At 43.6% G+C, this 20602-nt stretch carries 16 protein-coding genes; 11 read left to right on the forward strand and 5 right to left on the reverse strand.

Annotated elements, in window-relative coordinates:
- Positions 1-460: 460 nt before the first annotated feature.
- Positions 461-1129: a matrixin family metalloprotease gene (locus FFM73_RS02890; protein WP_137630286.1), complete on the forward strand. Its 669-nt coding sequence runs from the start codon at positions 461-463 to the stop codon at positions 1127-1129.
- A gap of 98 nt (positions 1130-1227) precedes the next feature.
- Here the strand turns inward: FFM73_RS02890 and FFM73_RS02895 are convergent, their stop codons facing one another.
- Positions 1228-2988 carry a choline/carnitine O-acyltransferase gene (locus FFM73_RS02895; RefSeq protein WP_137630287.1) on the reverse strand — a complete coding sequence of 587 codons (1761 nt, stop codon included), beginning with the start codon at positions 2986-2988 and terminating at the stop codon, positions 1228-1230.
- Between the two features lie 176 nt (positions 2989-3164).
- Between FFM73_RS02895 and FFM73_RS02900 the strand changes: the two genes are divergently transcribed.
- The 6 genes from FFM73_RS02900 to FFM73_RS02920 all read left to right on the forward strand — a co-directional run bounded on the left by FFM73_RS02900 (position 3165) and on the right by FFM73_RS02920 (position 9236).
- On the forward strand, positions 3165-3815 hold the full coding sequence (locus tag FFM73_RS02900; protein WP_137630288.1) for a hypothetical protein: 651 nt from the start codon (positions 3165-3167) through the stop codon (positions 3813-3815).
- A 1859-nt stretch (positions 3816-5674) separates the two neighbouring features.
- Complete coding sequence (locus FFM73_RS02905; protein WP_137630289.1) at positions 5675-6064, forward strand: GntR family transcriptional regulator; 390 nt, start codon at positions 5675-5677, stop codon at positions 6062-6064.
- Entirely contained in the window at positions 6042-6755 is a 714-nt protein-coding gene (locus FFM73_RS02910; protein ID WP_137630290.1) for an ATP-binding cassette domain-containing protein, read from the forward strand. The genes FFM73_RS02905 and FFM73_RS02910 overlap by 23 nt, the downstream gene beginning before the upstream one ends.
- Positions 6748-7506, forward strand: coding sequence for a hypothetical protein (locus FFM73_RS02915; protein ID WP_137630291.1), 759 nt, complete (start codon positions 6748-6750; stop codon positions 7504-7506). Before FFM73_RS02910 ends, FFM73_RS02915 begins: the two co-directional genes overlap by 8 nt.
- 167 nt (positions 7507-7673) lie before the next feature.
- Positions 7674-7805 carry a hypothetical protein gene (locus FFM73_RS13070; protein ID WP_268920496.1) on the forward strand — a complete coding sequence of 44 codons (132 nt, stop codon included), beginning with the start codon at positions 7674-7676 and terminating at the stop codon, positions 7803-7805.
- 21 nt (positions 7806-7826) lie between these two features.
- Positions 7827-9236, forward strand: coding sequence for an APC family permease (locus FFM73_RS02920; protein ID WP_137630292.1), 1410 nt, complete (start codon positions 7827-7829; stop codon positions 9234-9236).
- Between the two features lie 68 nt (positions 9237-9304).
- On the opposite strand, the gene FFM73_RS02925 is transcribed toward FFM73_RS02920, so the two are convergent.
- Positions 9305-10393, reverse strand: coding sequence for an LCP family protein (locus FFM73_RS02925; RefSeq protein WP_137630293.1), 1089 nt, complete (start codon positions 10391-10393; stop codon positions 9305-9307).
- A gap of 244 nt (positions 10394-10637) precedes the next feature.
- Between FFM73_RS02925 and FFM73_RS02930 the strand changes: the two genes are divergently transcribed.
- The gene (locus FFM73_RS02930) at positions 10638-12032 is read left to right on the forward strand and encodes an FAD-binding oxidoreductase (RefSeq protein WP_137630340.1); all 1395 of its coding nucleotides are present in this window, start codon (positions 10638-10640) and stop codon (positions 12030-12032) included.
- Positions 12033-12212: 180 nt separating this feature from the next.
- Here FFM73_RS02930 and FFM73_RS02935 read toward each other — a convergent pair whose 3' ends face one another.
- The 3 genes from FFM73_RS02935 to FFM73_RS02945 all read right to left on the reverse strand — a co-directional run bounded on the left by FFM73_RS02935 (position 12213) and on the right by FFM73_RS02945 (position 14723).
- Positions 12213-12623, reverse strand: a complete 411-nt coding sequence (locus FFM73_RS02935) for a peptide deformylase (RefSeq protein WP_137630294.1) — start codon at positions 12621-12623, stop codon at positions 12213-12215.
- A 30-nt stretch (positions 12624-12653) separates the two neighbouring features.
- Complete coding sequence (locus FFM73_RS02940; RefSeq protein WP_137630295.1) at positions 12654-13541, reverse strand: NAD(P)H-dependent flavin oxidoreductase; 888 nt, start codon at positions 13539-13541, stop codon at positions 12654-12656.
- A gap of 165 nt (positions 13542-13706) precedes the next feature.
- A complete protein-coding gene (locus FFM73_RS02945; protein WP_137630296.1) occupies positions 13707-14723 on the reverse strand; it encodes a ketopantoate reductase family protein in 1017 nt (338 codons plus the stop codon).
- 582 nt (positions 14724-15305) lie between these two features.
- Between FFM73_RS02945 and yjeM the strand changes: the two genes are divergently transcribed.
- From yjeM to acnA, 3 genes are all read left to right on the forward strand, one after another.
- A complete protein-coding gene (gene yjeM / locus FFM73_RS02950) occupies positions 15306-16793 on the forward strand; it encodes a glutamate/gamma-aminobutyrate family transporter YjeM (protein WP_137630297.1) in 1488 nt (495 codons plus the stop codon).
- A gap of 132 nt (positions 16794-16925) precedes the next feature.
- A complete protein-coding gene (locus tag FFM73_RS02955) occupies positions 16926-17642 on the forward strand; it encodes a hypothetical protein (protein WP_137630298.1) in 717 nt (238 codons plus the stop codon).
- Positions 17643-17954: 312 nt separating this feature from the next.
- Complete coding sequence (gene acnA / locus FFM73_RS02960; protein WP_137630299.1) at positions 17955-20579, forward strand: aconitate hydratase AcnA; 2625 nt, start codon at positions 17955-17957, stop codon at positions 20577-20579.
- Positions 20580-20602: the final 23 nt, after the last annotated feature.

Raw genomic sequence — 20602 nt, forward strand, 5'->3', positions numbered from 1 at the left:
TTTTAATGGCACACATATTTAAAAATGTATCAAAAATAAACAAAACATTAGCTTTATTGGTAGAATCATTCTATTCTGGAATCTCTAACGTGCAAATGAAACTGTTTACGTTTTCATATTATAGTTTTTAATTTATGAGCTGAGAAGCCTATCGTACTAGGTTTTTAATTGAATGGTCAAAGTTATAACGAATTCACAAAGTTGTTTTTTAGTAAATATTTACATTTTTTTCATCTGGCATTTCAAAGGACCTGATGTTATAGTCATGACGTTGAGTTATTTATTGGGGGCAATAAGTAATAAACGGGGAAAAGATTTAGTTCTTTTACTAATTGTGAATTAGGAATTCTGCATTTTGGAAGGGTATGCTTTCTCGTATTACGCTTTTTGGAGAAAGTATTTAGAAAAAGCTGATAGTCAATATAATTAAATTTTCATTTAAGGAGACTAATCAGTGAATATGAATAAACGAATAGTGTATCGCTTATTGGCTGTTGTTGCTGTTGTTGCAGGCGTTAGTTGCGTTTCGCCCAGTCATGCTGATGCTAAGCTGATTACTGGAGCCGATGCTACGGGTGCTCAGATCAAGACAGACGTGTATTTTGGCTCTGCAAAGGCCCATTCTGATAATTGGATGGATACTGCTACTGGTTCAGCCAGAGTCACGCCCGCTGCTAAGCGTTGGCAATCGACTACCATTACCTATAAGGTAGCCAGTGGGTCAAAGTATTATGATTCTGTTTGGCGGACTGCCGTTAAAAGCTGGAATCGTGGTGGCGTTGTTCATCTAGTTGCTACTTCTGGTAAACCTGATATTTCACTAGGTACTAGTAATTCACCGCAGGGTAAAAACGGTTCGTCAGTTGGAATTACCTATTCATCGTATTATGATCACACCACGTTGAATCATTTGGACGTTTTGGCTGGTGCCAAGTCCTATATTTATCGCAATGTTGCTGATCATTTTCATTATTCAAAGCAGGAACGAACTAACGTTGCCGAACATGAACTGGGTCACGCTTTAGGTTTGGAACATAATGTTGGTAGAAGTAGCGTCATGTATTACGCAACACGCGATCAATCCGTCGCTAAACCTGATTTTAATGGGCTGAAGCAGAGTTATCGTTAAAGCAAAACAAAATTAGAAATGAAATATCCATTCCGGGGGGAATGGATATTTTTTACGTTATTTTTACTTGTTAGTTTACTAATAAGAAAAGCATGATTTTAGCCCTTATATTGAGCGGTTAACCAATCTGCTAATTCAGTCAAACTGTCGATGGTATTAGTGAGTAGCTCTTCAGCTGTAAATGAGTTTGTTTTCCAAGCCGAAACCGTCAATGACAGTTTCGTTTTTAAAACACCGTAATAAATGCCGTAACCATCAGCGCTGGTGGGAACAGTTGCTAAACTATCGATAACTTCAAAAGGTAAATTGATGGTTGAAAAGAAGTCAGTCGCTAAATGCTGTAAAAATGCTGAATGAAAGAAGACAGCGGCATCAGGAAAGGCCTCGTTACCGCCAGTTTGGGTCATCGTGGTCTGCAGCCCCAGTAAGTGGTGTGCAATGCCAAAACCGTCGTCAGTTAAAATCACGCGGTCGTTGTGAGCAGCCATGGCCTGATCAAATAGCTGTTTAGTAGCCGCATCCCGTTGACCAGCGGCAAAGGCAGTGATAAAACGCTGCTCTTCAAGCGTAATTGAAGCCATACTGGCGGTTCGTCCCTGGTAAAAGTGACGCATTGAAACGGGTTCTGAGATGTTTCGCCAGCCACCAGTTGCCCGGTATTCGGCGAGTGCCAGTCCAATTTGGCTAAAGGCATCGGAGTCGATGTTCAGTTCCTTTAGTGGTTCGTTGCCAAGGTCTTGAATGGTGGTCGATGCACATACCAACTCGTTAGCAATTAACGCGTTCTTATTTGCAGCTTCACTTAGCGCTTCTTTGGTATAGTGATCTAACTGCCAGGTGAGCTGCTGAAAGTGCGGTTTGCCCTTGCTGTCCCATTGATCGGCCGGTTGGCTTAATTGATTTACGACTGCCGTAATTAATTTTAAAGTTGGATACGGATCAGTTTGACTGCGTTCAAAGGCGAAACCAACGTGGCCGTCAGCACTGACGATCACTTGGACCGTTTTATCGAAGATTCGGTCTTGAGGACCTAGCAAGGTGGACTGAGCAGTTAGCGGCTGATTGGAATCTTGCAGTGTCAGCACCAATAAACTAGTGCTAATGCGTTGTAAATTTTCGTAATTGCCCTGATTGGTGGCTAAATGCTGCTGTAACCGTGCTGCGTCATCTCGTGGCAAACCAGTATAAGCACCGATAAAGAAGGCATCAGTAGCGGTATTTTCCATGATCTGAGCCAATGCTTCAGTAAGTGAGTGCAAAGTTGAGACGCGTCCGGCGTGGTCAATCAATCGAACTTGATAGACAGTTTGGTGATAAATGACAGTTACTTCGACGTTTTTTGACGTGTTACGGGTCTTTTGCAGAATATCCTGGCCAAGTTCTGGCTGTCGTTGTGTTCGGAAAAGCTGCTGGTAGGTACTCATATCGACCGGCTGGCCATCTGGGGTAGCTTCAACTGGCGCTTCTTCTGACGCGTAGGCTAGGTATTGATCAGCGAAATTCTGGAGCAGTTTGGCAGCCATCGTGACTTGATCCAAATCTAGTAGGTCAGCTGAAGAAACGGTAAAAGCGAAATTAGAAGATGCCTGAAGTGGGTGGCGGCTTTTAAGCGCGTGCTGACGTGAAATAGGTGCAAACCAATTCGCATTGGTTTCGGCCCAGCGTTGTTTGAGCAATGCCTGTAGTTCAGGTGCATCATTGGCTTTGAAAGCAGCGATTTGGTCAGCAAATTTGGTGCGTTGTAATTCACCTAATAGTGGCCGACTCCATTCTTCGAGTCGTGAGAGTGTTACGTCAATATCCGGTAGTGGCAGTTTAGCTAATTGCGGTAATAGTTGCGTTGAATATTTTGCGGTCATTTTAAAGCTCCTTTTGAATATTTACTTATAATAGGAAGAAAAAAATCTGAAATACGGTGTCTTTGAGCCATATTATGGCATATTATTCAAATTCCGTCATGACTAACGGCTCGTCAAACTACCGACTTCACGGTTATTCAATCAGGTGGTATGCTGTTTTCAAGGAGGGATGAATAGTGACACTAACAACTGCAGAAAAATATTTACTCATAACGGAACGCATTGGTAAGAAGCCAATGCTACGGACGCGATTTACGAGTCAATCCTACTTTGTGCTAGCCGTTTTTTTAGATTTGGTGGCGGATAACGTTATCCAAATACAAGGTAACAAAGTGGTATTTGATAACGATCGCCAATTGCCGGACTATCTCACGATCTTTGTTAAAGAGCTGACTGATTGTCTCGCAAAGGATGATCAGTTAACGAGCGCGTTAAAGCCAATTACCAGTTGGGACATTGCGAATCAAACCTATGATGGTATTGGGGCGCAATTACGTGCAGCTAAACAGGTCCAGCGGGTGATCTTTCAGAATAATCTCAAACCGCACGTGATCTATGAACCCACTGATTCAGCGCGTGCAGCCGTTAAATCGTGGCTACTTGATAATTTCAACGCGAGTGTCCCAGATACGGCAGCACTAAATCTATTTGAAATCCTAGCCCAGATGGATGCGTTAAAATGGGTGATCACCGATGAACAGGAGCGGACAAGACTGTTAGAAAAAGTAGATCGCCAGTCAGCGCTAAAACAGATCAAAAGCATTAGTGAGACGGCTGCAGAAGTGATCACGCAAAAGCGGTTTTGGCTGGATTCCTGGTTGAGCTAATTATAGTAATAACGAACCATAAATTTTTGGCATTTTTAGCATATAAAAATACTATTTTTTATAAAAATATTTAATATATTCAAAAAATACTGCATATAATGTACGTCATATTAGTGTCGTTACACATAATCACGTAGTTGCCCCTCTTGTCATTTTTTATAAGAATTTAAGTAGAAATGTTTGACTCAGGCAATCAATGTCGCTATATTTGTCCATAAGCTAGACGGATTCAATGAGATCTTCAGGTAAGGGGGAATTTACCTGATCAAAGTTAGTCTGGTGATGTGAGGGGGGATTGCTTTTAGGCTAAGAAAGTTAATAGACATTGTTATCTGGCATAATTTGAATGCACATGATGAATTTTTCGTTAGCTTAGATGGTTTGATTATGGAGGAAGTAAAATTGAAAAATCCGGGTGTACCCCAACACATAATGGTTGAGCGTACGTGTAGTTTAGTCTGCTTTCACCCTTACACTATAGGCAAGAATTGGGTTAAACGACATTAGTTTGTTCATACCTTAACAATTATGACACCCACTTATTTCAGTAGCGGCATAATCATCATGGACAATTGAATTGATTAGAAGCAGTTGCCGAATGGGGTGGCTGCTTTTTTGATTTAAAAAGAGTGTTATAAGTTGATCTATCACGATTAGTTTAACGTTTTACTAACGAGAATTGACAGTTTATTAACTTTGCAGGATAGGGTTACAATTAAGTAAATTTGATTACTTAGTTAACTTACAGGTAATAATAATGTTGTAAAAGGCTTGATATTATCCAAACTATGTGATAGATTATATATATACTTAAGAACGAAAGAGTTAATTTAAATGCTCAGTTCTAACGTTGGTTAGGACACGACCCGTTCTCGGAGGCTTAAAAGCCGGCCGAATGAATGGGTCTTTTTGTTCTTATCTTCGATTTATTGATTTCGGGGGACTCGTGAATTAATAGGTCTAGTGAGAAAAATGAAGAAGCTTGCTAAGATGTTGCAGATACTGTGTTGTGGTGATTGATTCGGTGAATGTGTCACTAGTCATCAGCACGAGATCATGATGTGGAGATTATGATCGAGGTATTGGACGCCTTGTGAGCAGTACCGTCCTAATGTGGTTGGAGGCCACAGTGGAGTAATTAGCAGTATGAACCCAGGGAATTCATATTGCTTGAATCGCATTGATAAAACACGTTCAATGCACAGTCAGGTGGCTGTGCGCTCTCTGTTGGGTGTGTTATGGATGAGGTCCGAGTTACTCTAAGATGTGTATAGCGTCAAATAAAAGATTCGCTTTACTAGTCTGAAGAAGACAGCCAAGCGAATCTTTTATTTTGTCTAAAAGGGCAAAAAAAAGATCACCCGGGGGAGGGTGGTCTTTGTAGGAGTAGGCATTTTCGTGATGGGGTTCACGGAAATATAAATTTTACTTTGGAGGAGTAAAATGAAAAAGCTCACTTAATATCTTCCTTTAAGATATTAGGCTATGGTCATAATATAGTCTCTAAATGTGAAGAAAGTGTGAAGATGACATAACAAATCGCGACCTATCCCTGAAATCTTGATAGTTAATGCCACCAACGGTTTGAACCAATATGGTTTGATTGATTTTCGGTGATTATCTTGGTATGGCTATAATTGCTGACAACATAGGGATACCAACACTTATACCTAATTAATTAAGCGACTAATAGCGTATCCGTCGAAAACTTTTTTAGCGTGATTTTATTGGCGCTTTAAATGTTACATTTATATTACAAAAATATTTTTGCCTAATTTGAGTCCCTAATATTGAAATCCCATGTATTAGTGATATAGTGTAATAGAAAACTAGTACACTAACTAAGGAGGATAGCTAAAATGGAATTTGATGACAAGGTGCCTATTTATTACCAGATTAAAACGGCTATCTATGATCAAATCATTTCTGGCCAATTAGCACCCGGTGATAAGCTTCCTGCAATCCGGCAACTGGCAGTGTCCATGACGGTCAATGTAAACACCGTGCAGCGGGCTTTAAGCGAGATGATTACTGAAGGTGTGATCATTTCGAGACGTGGTCGCGGGAACTTTGTGACTGATAACGCGCAGGTCGTCGAACAGCTGAAGCAGCAGCTAATAACCAGTTATTTAAAGCAACTTTATGATCGGCTTCATCGGCTGAACATTAGCGATGAACAGATGATTGCCGAATTAACGGTATATATTGAAAGGCAGGGGGATTCAAATGGCAACGACATTGAAGATTGAACAGTTGAATTATCGTAAGAACCTCAAGAAAATCTTAACGGATGTGTCCTTATCATTATCGGGGAATAAAATCGTTGGTCTATTAGGTGAGAACGGTGCGGGTAAAACGACCTTAATGCGCCTGATTGCCGGGCTGGCGAAGAACGCTCGTGGCACGGTCACGATCAACGGTGATAGTAACTTGGCTAACCGCAAAAGTTTGATCAGTTACAGTGATCCGTTAGGCGGGATCGCAACTAACAAGCGAATCAGTGACGTTAAACAGTTTTATAGCAGGGTCTATCCTGATTTTGATGAACAGAAATATACGCAAATGGCGTCGTTTTTAAAACTAGACGAATCGCAGCGCCTATCAGCCTTATCAAAAGGAACCCGGGAAAAATTAGTGATCAGCCTGACGCTTGCTCGGCAAACGAGTGTGTATTTACTGGATGAACCGTTTAGCGGGATTGACAGCATGAGCCGCAAAAAGATCATTAATAGTATTATTCAGTGGAAACCAGCTGATTCACTGATGCTCATCAGTGACCACTACGTTTCTGAAATTGCCCCAATCCTAGACGAGATCGTGATTATTAAAGACGATAAGGTTGCCGTACATAAGGCGGCCGATGAGATTCGTGAAGAAAGCGGTCAGAGTATCGAAGATTATTACGAAAGTTTATATGGGGAGGCTGATATCAATGACTAAGTTTACGGCACTAGTACCCGCTTTACTGCGGGACAGATTTAAATCAATCAACCGGATCATTGTTTTGTTCCTGGTAGTCGTTGTAGTGAATGGTGTCATGCTGGCCATTCAAAACGGGGTGGCTAATCTTGGCACCGGGTTAATGGGTGCTATTGGCTTTTGGAGTTCATTAGCCTTCTTGATTGTCTTCATTCGAATGGCCATGTACAACGAAAGCGTTTATCAGAGTGATGCCATTCGATTAATTCCGACTAGTGATACTAAAATCTATCTGGGTAGTTTAAGCGCCACGGTTATTGGCATGCTGTATTTTGGCGTCGTCCAGGCTGTGATCAACGCAATTGTCGCGTTTGCAAGTGGTAACTGGAGTAATTATTTTATGTCTTCAGATGGCGGTCTCAGTACAATGAAAATCATTGAAATTGTGCTTATGACGCTGTTGATCTTTGTGGCTTCCATCGTGATGGTTTGGACCACGATTTCATTGATTCATTTGATCATTCTAAGTATTGGCGCATTTCTGCCAATTGGCCGTCAACGGCTAATTCGCGGGATCTTATACATTGTCGTCAGTTTAGCGATTATCCGGACTGCTGTCGGCGTCTTTCATATCTACGGCATGGTAATGAGTGGACTTTCAGTTGGCTGGGGGACAGCCTTTGCCAGCCTAGGTGCTATCGTGTTAGTGGCTGTGCTGGAATCAGTTGCTAACGTTTTATTAATGAATAAATTCGTTGAAACGGCACAGTAATTTTGCAGCTTGCTTTCTTCTCATTAAATTGTTAAAATACTCTCATACACAACGAAGGGGGTGCCACAATATGCTAATGAATCGGGATCAATTAACGACACAACGATTTTTCTTCTTCTTTAACCAGCCTGGTTATCTACCAGTAAGTTAGAGAAGTTGCTATTGGCATGGCACTTACACTTACGGTCAGACGGCTAGGCGAAACGCTTGGGCTGTCTGGCTGGTTAAAAACACCAGCGGACAACGTGGTCCCTGGTGTTTTTTGTTTGGCTGATCGTTGGTGTTCACGGTTTGATTGAAAGTCATGAGGAGGAACAGGTATGGAGAACACAACGGTCTCAAAAATATTTGGTCGACTAACTAAAAAAGAGTCACTCGACCGGTATCTAGATAAGGATAGTTTATTAGAAAAGTCGATGGACGCTAAGGATCTGTTATTACTGGGAGTTGGTACCGTGATTGGAACGGGGATCTTTATTCTTCCCGGTACGGTTGCGGCTTTATATAGCGGGCCCGGGATCGTTTTATCATTTGTTTTAGCAGCCTTAGTCTGTGCCACCGCTGCCATGTGTTACGCGGAATTTTCATCCGCGTTACCCGTTGCCGGCAGTGCCTATTCATACGGGAACATTGTGTTCGGTGAATTTATTGGCTGGGTGATTGGCTGGGCGCTGGTCCTGGAGTACATGTTATCCGTGGCGGCCGTTTCTACTGGCTGGTCGGCTTATTTGGTGTCATTTTTAAAGGGTGTTGGTATTACGGTACCTAAGGCGATTACCGGCAGCTTCGATCCAGCTCACGGCACTTATTTCAATTTATTTGCAATTCTGATCGTGCTGGCTATTAGTTTATTGCTGACCCAGGGCGTTAAAACGACTACCCGAATCAATAACATTATTGTGGTGGCTAAAATCTTCATTATTCTATTGTTTGTGGTTGTTGGTATTTTCTACGTCAAACCAAGTAACTGGCATCCATTTGCGCCATATGGTGCTCATGGAATCATGCGGGGCGCTTCATTAGTGTTCTATGCCTATCTAGGGTTTGACTGTGTTTCGGCTTCCGCAGCGGAAGTGAAGAATCCGCGGCGCAACATGCCAATCGGTATTTTGGGGACCCTGATCATCTGTACGATACTCTACATGGCAGTTGCCGCTGTCTTAACTGGGATGGTCTCTTATACAAAATTAAACGTGGCTGCACCAGTTTCCTTTGCACTGCAAATCGTGAACCAAAACTGGGTTGCTGGCGTCGTTTCAATTGGGGCTTTAGCCGGAATGTTCACGATGATGCTCTCGATGATCTATAGTTCGTCACGGCTGATCTATTCCATTGGCCGGGACGGTCTATTACCTAAGGGTTTAGGGAAAATCAGTATGAAACACCAAGTGCCTAGTCATGGTTTGCTGGCGGTCACCATCGTGATTGCCATCATGGGTGGCTTGGTCTCATTAGACCGGTTAACTCAGTTAGTTAACATTGGAACCTTAATTGCCTTCACCATGATGTCCTTGGGTGTGTTGCCATTACGGAAACGTAAAGACATTGCCAATACGGGCTTCAAGGTCCCGTTATATCCATATCTGCCGATCATTTCTGCTGGGCTATGCATCTGGATGCTACTCCAGTTGCCTTTAGAGACCTGGGTCGTTTCCGGTATCTGGTTTGCTATTGGCGTCATTATTTACGCAACCTATGGCGTTTGGCACAGTCAATTACGTAAAAATTAAATTCAACTAAAAATGGCTGACTCGGTAATCTTTCAAGATTACTGAGTCAGTCATTTTTTGGCTACTGCTTAATTATTGGTTTGGATAGTGTTAGCGTTATTGGAAGCAGAATTGTTATCGTAAACCGTATAAACTGGGTTATTACCGGAATTCCAATCGAAACCGTTCTTCGTGTTGAGTTTATTTTGCTGTACGTTGAAGTTATTTAACGGTTTCTTCGATTCACCAAGGGAAGTTCGCAAGAGGTCTGAAGTGTTCTGGAGCGTCTTGGTAGCAGGGACTTGGTAAGCAGCATCGTTAATGTAGGCGCCAATCCCCTGTAAGCTTGATTTCTTCACGTGCTTGACAGAGTCTTTATCGTGTTCGGCCAGGCTGATCATATCGTTAAAGGATAAGTTCGTTTTCATGTTGCTGGACAGTAAGCTGAGTAACTTCTGGTACATGGCGACGTTACCGGATTTAGTCACTTTCTTAACAACTTGCTGAATGACTTGTTGCTGACGTTGTTGACGGCCATAATCACCCTTAGGATCTTCATAACGCATCCGTGAAAATGCCAAAGCCTGTTTACCGTTTAAATGTGCTTTACCCTTTGTAAAGGACATATGGGTATGTGAATCGCTCCACGAGAAGGGCACGTTGACCTCGATGCCACCGATTGCGTTAACCACTTTTTCCAGACCGCCCATATTGATCAAGACGTAATAGTTCATTGGAACGCCCACCAGTTTTTCAACCGTCTTCATGGAAGTCGAAGCACCGCCAACCGTATAGGCCGCGTTAATTTTTTCAGTGTCATTAGTGCCGTCGATCTTAACCAGCGTGTCGCGTGGAATGCTGACCATCGTGGCTTTCTTAGTTTTGGGATTGATAGTGACCACCATGATCGTATCGGTCCGGCCCTTATCAGTCCGACCAAGAGCACCGGTATCAGTCCCCATCAGTAAAATGCTGACAGGCTTAGAATTCGAAACCTTCGCACGATTGGCACCGTGAGCGGCAGAATAGGTGTGATCAATGCTGGATTTAGTCTGATAGGCAACATAGGCGCCCCCAAGACCAATGATGGCAACGAGTGCGACCAGTGTCCAGACGATGATCCGCCGTATTCTTGAATGTTGTTTTGGTGCCGAGTGTTTCGGGCTTTGATTCTGCATATTTAACTCCTTAATGTTAATCAGATTAGTAAAACATATCGTGTTTAGAAATATAGTTATAACACACGTAAGACTTAAGAATAAAGTATAAACGTTATCTTTTGAAGTTCAAATAAATTTTCATAAATAAAACTTAAAGGATTTAGCAATCATGCAGTAAATCATAGGTGTAATTAATGTTAACTGCGTAATGGTTGCATTATACTAAATTTTGAAGTATTTGTTTAGAAAGGATCTGATGTTATTGACTGTTTTTAGTGCTTTTAGTAACGAACAAATCATTGAATTTTTAAAACAGCAAGTCACTGATGGTAACGTGTTTACTGCACCTATCATCCTGAAGAAGCAATCCTTTAGTTCAAGGATGACCAGTGATGAGAGTGGGTTAGCCTTAGCTTATATTGAAGCTAACTCCACTAGAGATGTCCAAGGTGTCATGAGGGCTGCCCGCAAATTCCACGTGCCGGTGGTGCCGCAAAATCAATTTACCAGTACGGTGGTTGGGGCTGATAGTGTGGCCGGCAGCTTTGTGCTGTCGACCAAGAAGATGAATCGCATTAAAGAAATCAGCCGGGCCGATTCACTAGCCGTTGTTGAACCAGGTGTGATCAACGGTGACCTGGATAAAGCGGCTCGTGAACAGGGCATGTTTTATGCACCGGATCCAGGTTCCAAGCCAATCTCTGGTATTGGCGGCAACGTTGCCACTAACGCTGGTGGGATGAGTACCGTGAAGTACGGTGCCACGAAAGATAACGTGCTGGGATTAAAGGTCGTCTTGGCGGATGGCCGCGAGATCAAAGTCGGTGGCCGGACGCTGAAGCAAGCCTTTGGTTATAATCTGACGCAGTTATTTGTCGGGTCTGAAGGGACGTTAGGCGTTATTACTGAAGTGACGGTAAAATTAATGCCGATCCCAATTAGTAAGCCGACGATGGGCATTGCGTTCTTTGACGATATGACTAAGCTGGCCGAAGCCGTTGCTGAGATTCGAATCTCTGGGGTTTACCCAACGATGCTGGAAGCCTTGGATAACGCTACGATTGAGGCACTGGATAAATATGAAGGTACGCATTATAGCAATAATAGCGGTGCGATGCTGATCTTTAAAGTGGATAACAGTATTCCGGAAGTCGTTGATAAGCTAAAAGAACTGATGGCTAAGCACAGTGCGGTTAATGTGACTGTCACCACTGATCCAAAAGAGCAGGCTGATTTGGAAAAGCTACGTCGGGATATGTTGCCGGCCGTATTTGCTGGTCAGAATCATATCATGGAAGATATGGCAATGCCACTATCTAAGCTGGCACCAATGATGGATTATATCCACGAGGTGGGTGTTCAAAAGCATCTGAAGATTTACGTGGCCGGCCATGCTGGTGATGGTAACGTCCATCCGACGATTGTTTGGCCAAAGGAACAAAAAGAGGCGCCGCAAGATGTTGTTGAAGCGTTGCAGTTAATGTTCCATAAAACGTTGGAACTGGGCGGGACAATTTCGGGCGAACACGCCGTTGGCACTATGAAGAACCAGTGGAACAACGAAGAACTGGGTGAAGATGTTGACCAGATTCAACACCAAATCAAGGCATTGTTTGATCCGATGCAGTTGTTGAATCCGAAGAGGAAGATTAATTAGAGAGTGTGAAGAAAGCCGGGTTGCCCCCAGAACATAACGCGACTAATCGGAAAATTCCGGTTTTGAATTTTTGGATTAGTCGCGTTATGTGGCCGGGGGCAGGCTTTCTGAACACGTTTAGTCAATGTAAAAGAAAAGAGCGCCAGGAAAATCACAACGATTTTTCTGGCGCTCTTTAAGTTAAATCAAAATCCCATTCGTATGATCCACTTCATGTTGAATAATCTCAGCAGTAAAATCATTAAAAGTCTGGGTATGCGATTTAAAGTTCTGATCTTGATACGTAACTTCAATCGTCTTATAACGGGTTGTTGTTCGCTGACCTTCCAAAGACAGGCAACCTTCAGTAGCTTCGTAAGGGCCACTTTTCTTAGTGATCTCTGGATTGACCATGGGAATGGATAACATTCCAAGCTGAATCGCAATGATCCGTTTTTTAACGCCAATCATGTTAGCTGCTAAGCCAACGGCGCGACTAGTGTTAGCTTTAAGGGTATCCACGAGGTCAGTCACAGCGGCGGCATCCGCTTTAGTTGCTCGAGTGGCTTTTTGGGAGAGAAATCCTTGGTCGTGGTTAATTTGTTTGATCATAAAAAACTCCTTCTTAAAATAAATCTTCTACTATTGTGGGACGCCTTGGTTTAAATCAGCAACGATTTCCTTAGCTGAGCGAATCTTGGTCATGGCACCGGCAATTTGACCAGCCATGAAGCTACCATGGTCCACATCACCAGCAATGGCGCGTTTTAAAGAACCGCTGGATAGCTGACTGAACGTTGTTGAATCAGTGGTAACAAGTAATTTCGTCGTTAACGGTGTTTTCAAACTACGAACGCGATCGCCACCAGTTCCGGTAACTACTGTACCATTATCGTCGGCTTTAATCACCAGTTGTTTGTAAATCTCGTCAATGGGGGTCTCTTTGGCAACTAAAAAGGCAGTTCCGACTTGGACTCCAACGGCGCCTAAAGCGAAGGCGGCCTTAACGCCGGCACTGGTGCCAATACCGCCAGCAGCAACCACGGGGATGTTCACGGCTGCTACAACTTGCGGCACCAATGACATGGTAGTTTCGGTGCCGATGTGACCACCGGATTCTAAACCTTCGGCAACTACTGCGGATGCGCCCAGATTAGCCATTTTCTTAGCAATCTTAACGTTAGGAATGACTGGAATAATCCTACTACCGGCATTGATTAAGTTCTGCATAAATGGCGCAGGATTACCTGCACTAGTGAAGACAACTGGAACTGGGTCAGCCAATAGGACGGGTAACAGACTGTCAATGTTATCTTGCTGCAGCATTAAGTTGACCCCAAATGGCTGCTTAGTTGCGGCGCGAATAGTCTTCAGATCTGCTTGCAGCGACTCGGCAGTTGAATCAGCAGTGGTTAAAACGCCTAAACCACCAGCATTGCTAACGGCAATCACCAACTCTGGCCGTGAGATTTGCGCCATGGCACCTTGAATGATGGGCTTTTGAATGTGCAGTAATTTAGTGAGTTGCATTTTGAAACCTCCTTTGGATTAAAAAACACGATTAAATGAATCCTAATTTACCTAACAGAATAACATGAAATCGCTGAAGATTGGGGTTGACCATGACAATTCAAATTAAGACACAAAAAAACAATGAATCGCATTAGATGTGATTCATTGTTTTTGAATTAAAGGCTATCTGCCAGCAACTTGCTGGTGTTCAACAACCGTTTCTGGTGCTGTTTCTTCTTCACGCATCCGCTTCAGTTCACGCTGTTTGTTGCGTTCTGCTAAGTGGACTTCATGGGTCAAGAAGGAATGGGTTTTAGCAAAGTAGTCATGTTTTTTACCTAACTTAACCAGGTAGCCGTTGATGTAATCAACTTCGGTTGGCCGGTAGTTATGCATATCCTGATACATTGAAGGGTAGTGGAGTGGGTTAGCCACTTTAGAAACGTAATTGACACTGGCCAGTTCTTCTTCACGAGTATTGAGCATCTTGACGCCATCGCGTTCGCAGACGTCATAGGCTTCGTCGATCAGTTGACGGCTCATTTCATCAGCGCCTTCATAGTCAGCGTATTCACCCATGGTCACTTCAAACATGGTGCAAAGGGTGTTAACCACTGAGTTGAAGACCACCTTGGCCATCAATGTGCCACGGAAGTTTCTGGTGAGGTTGGGGTTGAACTGGGCTTTTTTAAGCTGTTCAACCAACTTGTGCGTGAAGTCGTCTGGCTTTTCAGTGTAGTTAGCGAGGTTCATGGAACCGGCACCGCGCTTACCGATGAAGTCAACGTCGCCAGGGCCGTTTAAGACGGTGGCAACTAGGGCAGTCCCTGCGACCAGCTTTTCAGGCTTGAAGTACTTCAACAATTTTTCGATGTGGCCCATCCCGTTCATGCAGGTAAAGGCGTATTGGTTAGGCTTGAAGAAGTGGGCGCAGCGTTTCAGCATATCGGACAGCTGCATTTGCTTCAAAAAGAAGATGTAGCAGTCTGGGTTACCATCGTATTCTTCTGGGTAGTAAACGTTAACGGGGACCAGATGGGTATCTTCATGATCCCGAGAAACCTTAACACCGCCTTGCTTGCGGATGGTTTCGACTTGGGGTTTCCAGCCATCAACAAAGTCAACTTCATTACCAGCATCCTGTAGCAAAACACCATACCGCAAACCCATTGCACCTGTTCCAACAACTGTGAATTTCATATGTATTACCCCTTTAAATAAGTATTGTAATTTGAAAGCAAAAATACCCTTTAAGCCATCTCTGACTTAAAGGGCACGTGTGCGTTACCACCTTTATGTTTTCCACTCGTCACCAAGTGGAACTTACGATCTGCAAACACAGATCCAAGTTGATAACGGAGATTGACTCCGTTTTTAATTACTAGTTACCGTTCATCAAAAATGCTTCGAGGTGATTGGCTGGTACGATTGTCCGCTTACACCAAACCGAACTCGCTTATGGTGTACCAACGCTGTCCTCGTTAACGCAATTGCTTATCGAATTGACATCATAATAACACTTAAATGTGGGATGTCAAATCTAATTTTAATGTTTATCTCATTGTAATCCAATGCTACGTTGCAAATATTCAAATAAATATACATTTATAAGCTAACAACCTGCTCATTAAAATGGCCTGAAATACATTATTTAAGAGAATGACGTAAGAATGAGATTATTAATTATCTTTCATAGTTATTGAATACTTATACAGTAACAATTAAAATTAATCGTGACATATACAAGTATTGCAATTATTTGAGATTGGATGAGGTTATTTTATGGCAAAGAAGAAAAGTATTACGTTAGTAAATCTGGTTTTAATGACGTTTACGACGATCTATGGATTTGCAAATACGACCATCGCATACGACCAGATGGGGTATGCTAGTATTATTTGGTATATTTTAGCGGCCTTATTATTCCTATTACCAAGTTCATTAATGTTTGCTGAATATGGGGCCGCCTTTAAGGACGCTCACGGTGGCATTTATTCCTGGATGGCCGGATCGATTGGTGAACGGTGGGCTTTTATCGGAACCTTTATTTGGTTATCGTCTTGGATTATTTGGATGGTATCGACGGCGTCTAAGGTCTGGATTCCACTAGCCACGTTGATTTTTGGTCACGACAGTACACCGCAGTGGCAACTGTTCGGTCTGGGGTCGACCCAGCTGATTGGCCTCTTAGGCATTTTGTGGATCTTAGCTGTAACGTGGTGCGACGTTCACGGAATCGATGCGATAGCGAAGATCTCATCGTTGGGCGGCGTCTTTGTGAGTTTGCTGACGGTGATCTTTGTGCTGGCCAGCTTTGTGGTGCTGTTCGCAAACGGCGGTCATTTAGCTGAACCAATTCACGGGTTAAGCAGCTTCGTTAATTCACCTAACAGTCAGTTCCAGTCGCCAATTGCCTTTATTTCCTTTGTGGTCTACGCGGTGTTTGCTTACGCTGGGGCCGAGTCTTTAGGCGGTGTGACTGACAGTATGGATAAGCCTGAGAAAACTTTTCCGCGAGGGTTGATCATTGCCACTGTCATAATTACCATTGCTTATTCATCATCGATCTTTCTGTGGGGAATCAGTACGAACTGGCAGCACGTTTTAGGTGGTAATCAGGTGAACCTGGGGAACATCACCTATGTTTTGATGAATAATTTAGGGGTAGTTTTGGGGCAGAGTTTGAATTTGTCGGCAGCTACTGCGACTTTACTGGGCACTTTGTTTGCCCGGTTTGCGGGATTAAGTATGTTTGTTGCTTACTTAGGCTCATTCTTTGTCCTGGTCTATTCACCGTTGAAATCCTTCATTATGGGTTCTAACCCGAAGTTTTGGCCGAAAAAGATGACGACTTTAAACAAGCATCACATGCCGGCCTACGCAATGTGGATCCAAGCAATCATCGTTGCCGTTATGATCTTCTTGGTCGCATTCGGTGGCAGTACAGCGGCTAAATTCTACACGATTTTGACTGATATGGGGAACGTTTCCACCTCGTTTCCGTACATTTTTCTGATTGGTGCTTTTCCGTTCTTTAAGAAGCGTCAAGACCTAGAACGGCCATTTGAAATCTATACCAATCGCGGCTGGACTAACCTGATCGTAGCCATCGTCTTGATCGTGATTAGTGGTGGCATTATCTTCACCGCGGCCTATCCAATTATGACGCACGATTACTATACGGCGTTTTGGACCATCATCGGACCAGTCTTCTTCGGTGCGGTCGCATGGGCGTTTCTGGTCTTTCGCACCCGTAAGGCTAAGGCTTAAATGAGTAAGCTGCCCAGTTGAAATTAATCCTGAAAGAGTGTTAATTCTGGTGATGCTGTGCTAGGCTTAATGAGGAAACCTTTAGTTAAATTACAGCAACTAACAACCATGACATTTTAAGAAGGATGAGCTATGACAAGTAATGTTGAAACGTTAACGATCCCAATTATTAAGCATCGAAAGGGTTATAAGTTTGCAAAAATTATTGATTCAAATGAACCGTCTGAGACCACGTTAGCTAAGCGATTGAGCGATGTTCAAAACATCGATCTAGACGGTACTTTCAGGGCGCCGTTTGATGACAGTGAAATCTTTGTGGCCCATGATAAGCACGAGGCAACGAGTGTGTCCATCGATTTTGACGCGGGTTCAGGGTTTTCGGCCGACTTTTATAACGGTCAAATTAATCTGTCAACGGGCTCTTACGAAGCACTGCGTAATTTTACGCTGCATGATGGTGACGTGCTCAAGACCAAAGCTGGTAAAAGCGAGTATGTGTTTATTTATAAGGGCGATCAGTTTGAAGGCTTTCAACGGACAAAGCGGGAACTATACCATTTCATTCTGTGGCAAAATGGTATTTACAATTTTTCCAGAATGAGAATCGTTAAGAATAAGTTGAAGTTCGAAACTCTTAAGTACAATGCGATTAAGGAAAAGAAACTGGCAACCGGGATGACCACTAGTGAGGATGCTCTGCAGGTCATGCAACAGCTGTTAGCTCAGGTGACTACATTTACTAAAACCAGTGTCCGTGATCGGTTTGTAACGACTGGCCGGGCCAAACTGGTGAAAAAAGGCATTAAGGTTGAGCTGGTTGACAGTGAAAATGAACCGGAGAGCAATTAAACTGGTGATCAGAGTCAACTGGATATTGTAATTACTGTGAGAAATCAAGTGAACCATAATCAAATTAGGCATCTGGATCGTTTATTGATCTGGATGCTTTTTTTATTTGGTGTTAAATTTTTAGTCGTTAGTGTAAATAAATATTCAGAAAAGTCTTGACAAAATAACTGATTACATCTAGATTAAACGTAAATGAGAATATCATTAGAACAAAGTGAAATTATTAACGATTTAATTTTAAAAGTTAAGATTGTTCGACTTTTCTAATTAAAGTATTAGTGGTTTCTGGCACATACAAAGGCGGTGGGTTTTATGAATAAATCGTACCGGCAACAACTCAATTTAAAGGGCGGTTCATACCGGTTTTACAGTATTGACGCGTATTTGAAGGATCATGGACAAAGTGTTGATCAGCTTCCGTACACCATTCGAATTTTACTGGAAGAAGCTTTGCGCCGTGCAGATCAGAAACCTGATCAAGGACGGGTCCCTTCCGCATTTAATGATTGGAATCAGCATCATGATCAAAACATTGCGCATCAACCGGAACGGGTCATTTTGCAGGACCTAACGGGTGTTCCAGCGTTGGTTGATCTGGCAGCGATGCGTGATGTGGTGGCTAAACGGGGCGGCGACGTCAATTCAATCAATCCGGAGATTCCGGTTCATTTAGTCATTGATCACTCAGTTCAGGTTGATCACGCTGGCAACAAACAGGCTTTTGCTTACAATATCCAGCAAGAATTCAAACGTAACCGTGAACGGTATACCTTTTTAAAATGGGCGCAAAACAGCTTTAAAAATCTGACGGTTATTCCACCTGACACGGGGATCATTCACCAAGTTAATTTGGAGTATCTGGCTGACGTTATCCACCCCAAGCAATTGGCGGATGGCAGTTACGAAGCTTTCCCGGATACGCTGGTCGGGACTGATTCCCACACCACCATGATCAACGGTCTGGGCGTCCTCGGCTGGGGTGTCGGCGGCATTGAAGCGGAGTCCAGTATGCTGGGCGAACCCACGTATATGCCTATGCCTAAAGTAGTGGGCGTCAAGCTGACGGGGAAGTTAGGCGAGGGCATTACGGCAACCGACCTTGCACTGACGTTGACCCATCTGCTGCGTGAACACAACGTAGTCGGAAAGTTCGTTGAATTTTATGGTGAAGGCGCGCAAAGTCTGCCACTTGCTTACCGGGCAACAATTGGCAACATGGCCCCCGAATACGGTGCTACGTGTGGGTTCTTCCCCATTGATCAGCAAACTATCGATTATTTGAAATTAACGAACCGGTCGGCTGCTCAAATTGATCTAGTGGAAAATTATGCAAAAACGAATAGTCTGTTCTATGACGAAAAGGCCATTCCGCAATACAGTGAAACCGTCTCGCTTGATTTGGCCAGCGTTCAAAGCAGCTTAGCTGGACCCAACCGGCCACAGGATACGGTTGCTCTAAAAGACATGCCCAAACAATTTGATGATCGGCGTCAGCTGCCGGATTATCCAGTCGCAGTTAACGGTAAGAAATTTAAGATTCGGGTCGGTTCCATCGGCATCGCAGCCATTACCAGTTGCACGAATACCTCTAACCCGAAAGTTCTTTTGGCAGCTGGATTAGTTGCCAAAAGGGCCGTCGAGTTAGGCTTAAAAGTGCCCGCTTACGTGAAAACATCGTTAGCACCAGGTTCTCGAGTCGTGACCCAGTATTTGGAGGCGGCAGGTCTGCAACCCTATTTGGATCAACTCGGTTTTAACCTAGTTGGGTATGGCTGTATGACTTGTATTGGTAATTCAGGTCAGTTAAAAGAAGACCTGCAAACCAGACTTACTGAGCATCCTTATCCAATTGCGGCAGTTGAAAGTGCTAACCGTAATTTTGCGGGCCGAGTTAATCCACTGGTCAAAGATACCTACTTAGCTTCACCGCCACTCGTTGTGATCTACGCGTTAGCCGGGACTTGTGATATTGACCTGACGACCCAGCCGGTGGGAACCTCTAAATCGGGCACATCAGTTTACTTAAAGGATCTGTGGCCAAAAGATAGTGAAGTCGCACAGCTTGAACAGCAGTATCTAAAGCCCAAAGAATTTCAAAAGAACTACCAGTCCATTTTGAGCCAAAACATGACTTGGGATGAACTGCCAGCACCGCAATCAGCAATTTATCAGTGGGACGTTCACTCAACGTACATCGCGGCACCGCCATTCTTTGATGGTGCAGCCGGTAGCAAGCAGTTATCCGGTCTACGCGTACTGGCTAAGTTAGGTGATTCCATCACCACGGACCACATTTCGCCAGCCGGTTTTATTGGCGCAGAAACGCCAGCTGGCCGTTACTTGAAGTCTAAGGGAATCGCAACTCGGGACTTTAATTCTTATGGTTCCCGTCGTGGTAATCACGAGGTCATGATGCGTGGCACACTGGCGAATATTCGGTTAAAGAACCAGCTAACGCCCGATAAGACCGGTGGTTTTACCCGGTACTTACCAACTAATAAAGAAACGACCATTTTTGAAGCCGCCCAGCAGTACCAAGCTGACCATACTGGATTAGTCGTATTGGCTGGTAAGGATTACGGCATGGGTTCTTCTCGTGATTGGGCTGCTAAGGGTGTCAAACTCTTAGGTGTCAAAGCCATCATCGCTGAAAGCTTTGAACGGATTCACCGGGCCAATCTAGCCATGATGGGCGTTGTGCCACTTCAATATCAGCCGGGACAAACCGCCGAGTCGTTAGGCTTAGACGGGACCGAAACGTTCTCAATTGAACTGGATGGTCAAGTCGCACACGTTACGGCACAGAAGGCGAATCAGCAAATTAAATTTGATGCAATCGTGCGCTTTGATACCCCCGTTGATTGGAAGTATTACAGAAACGGCGGCATTATGCCAATGATCGTTGCCAATAAGGTAGCTGCTAAAGAGAATCAATAAGGTTTAACGTCAGAGGTGACTAA

This window comes from Secundilactobacillus hailunensis, assembly GCF_005405185.1.
Lineage (GTDB): Bacteria > Bacillota > Bacilli > Lactobacillales > Lactobacillaceae > Secundilactobacillus > Secundilactobacillus hailunensis.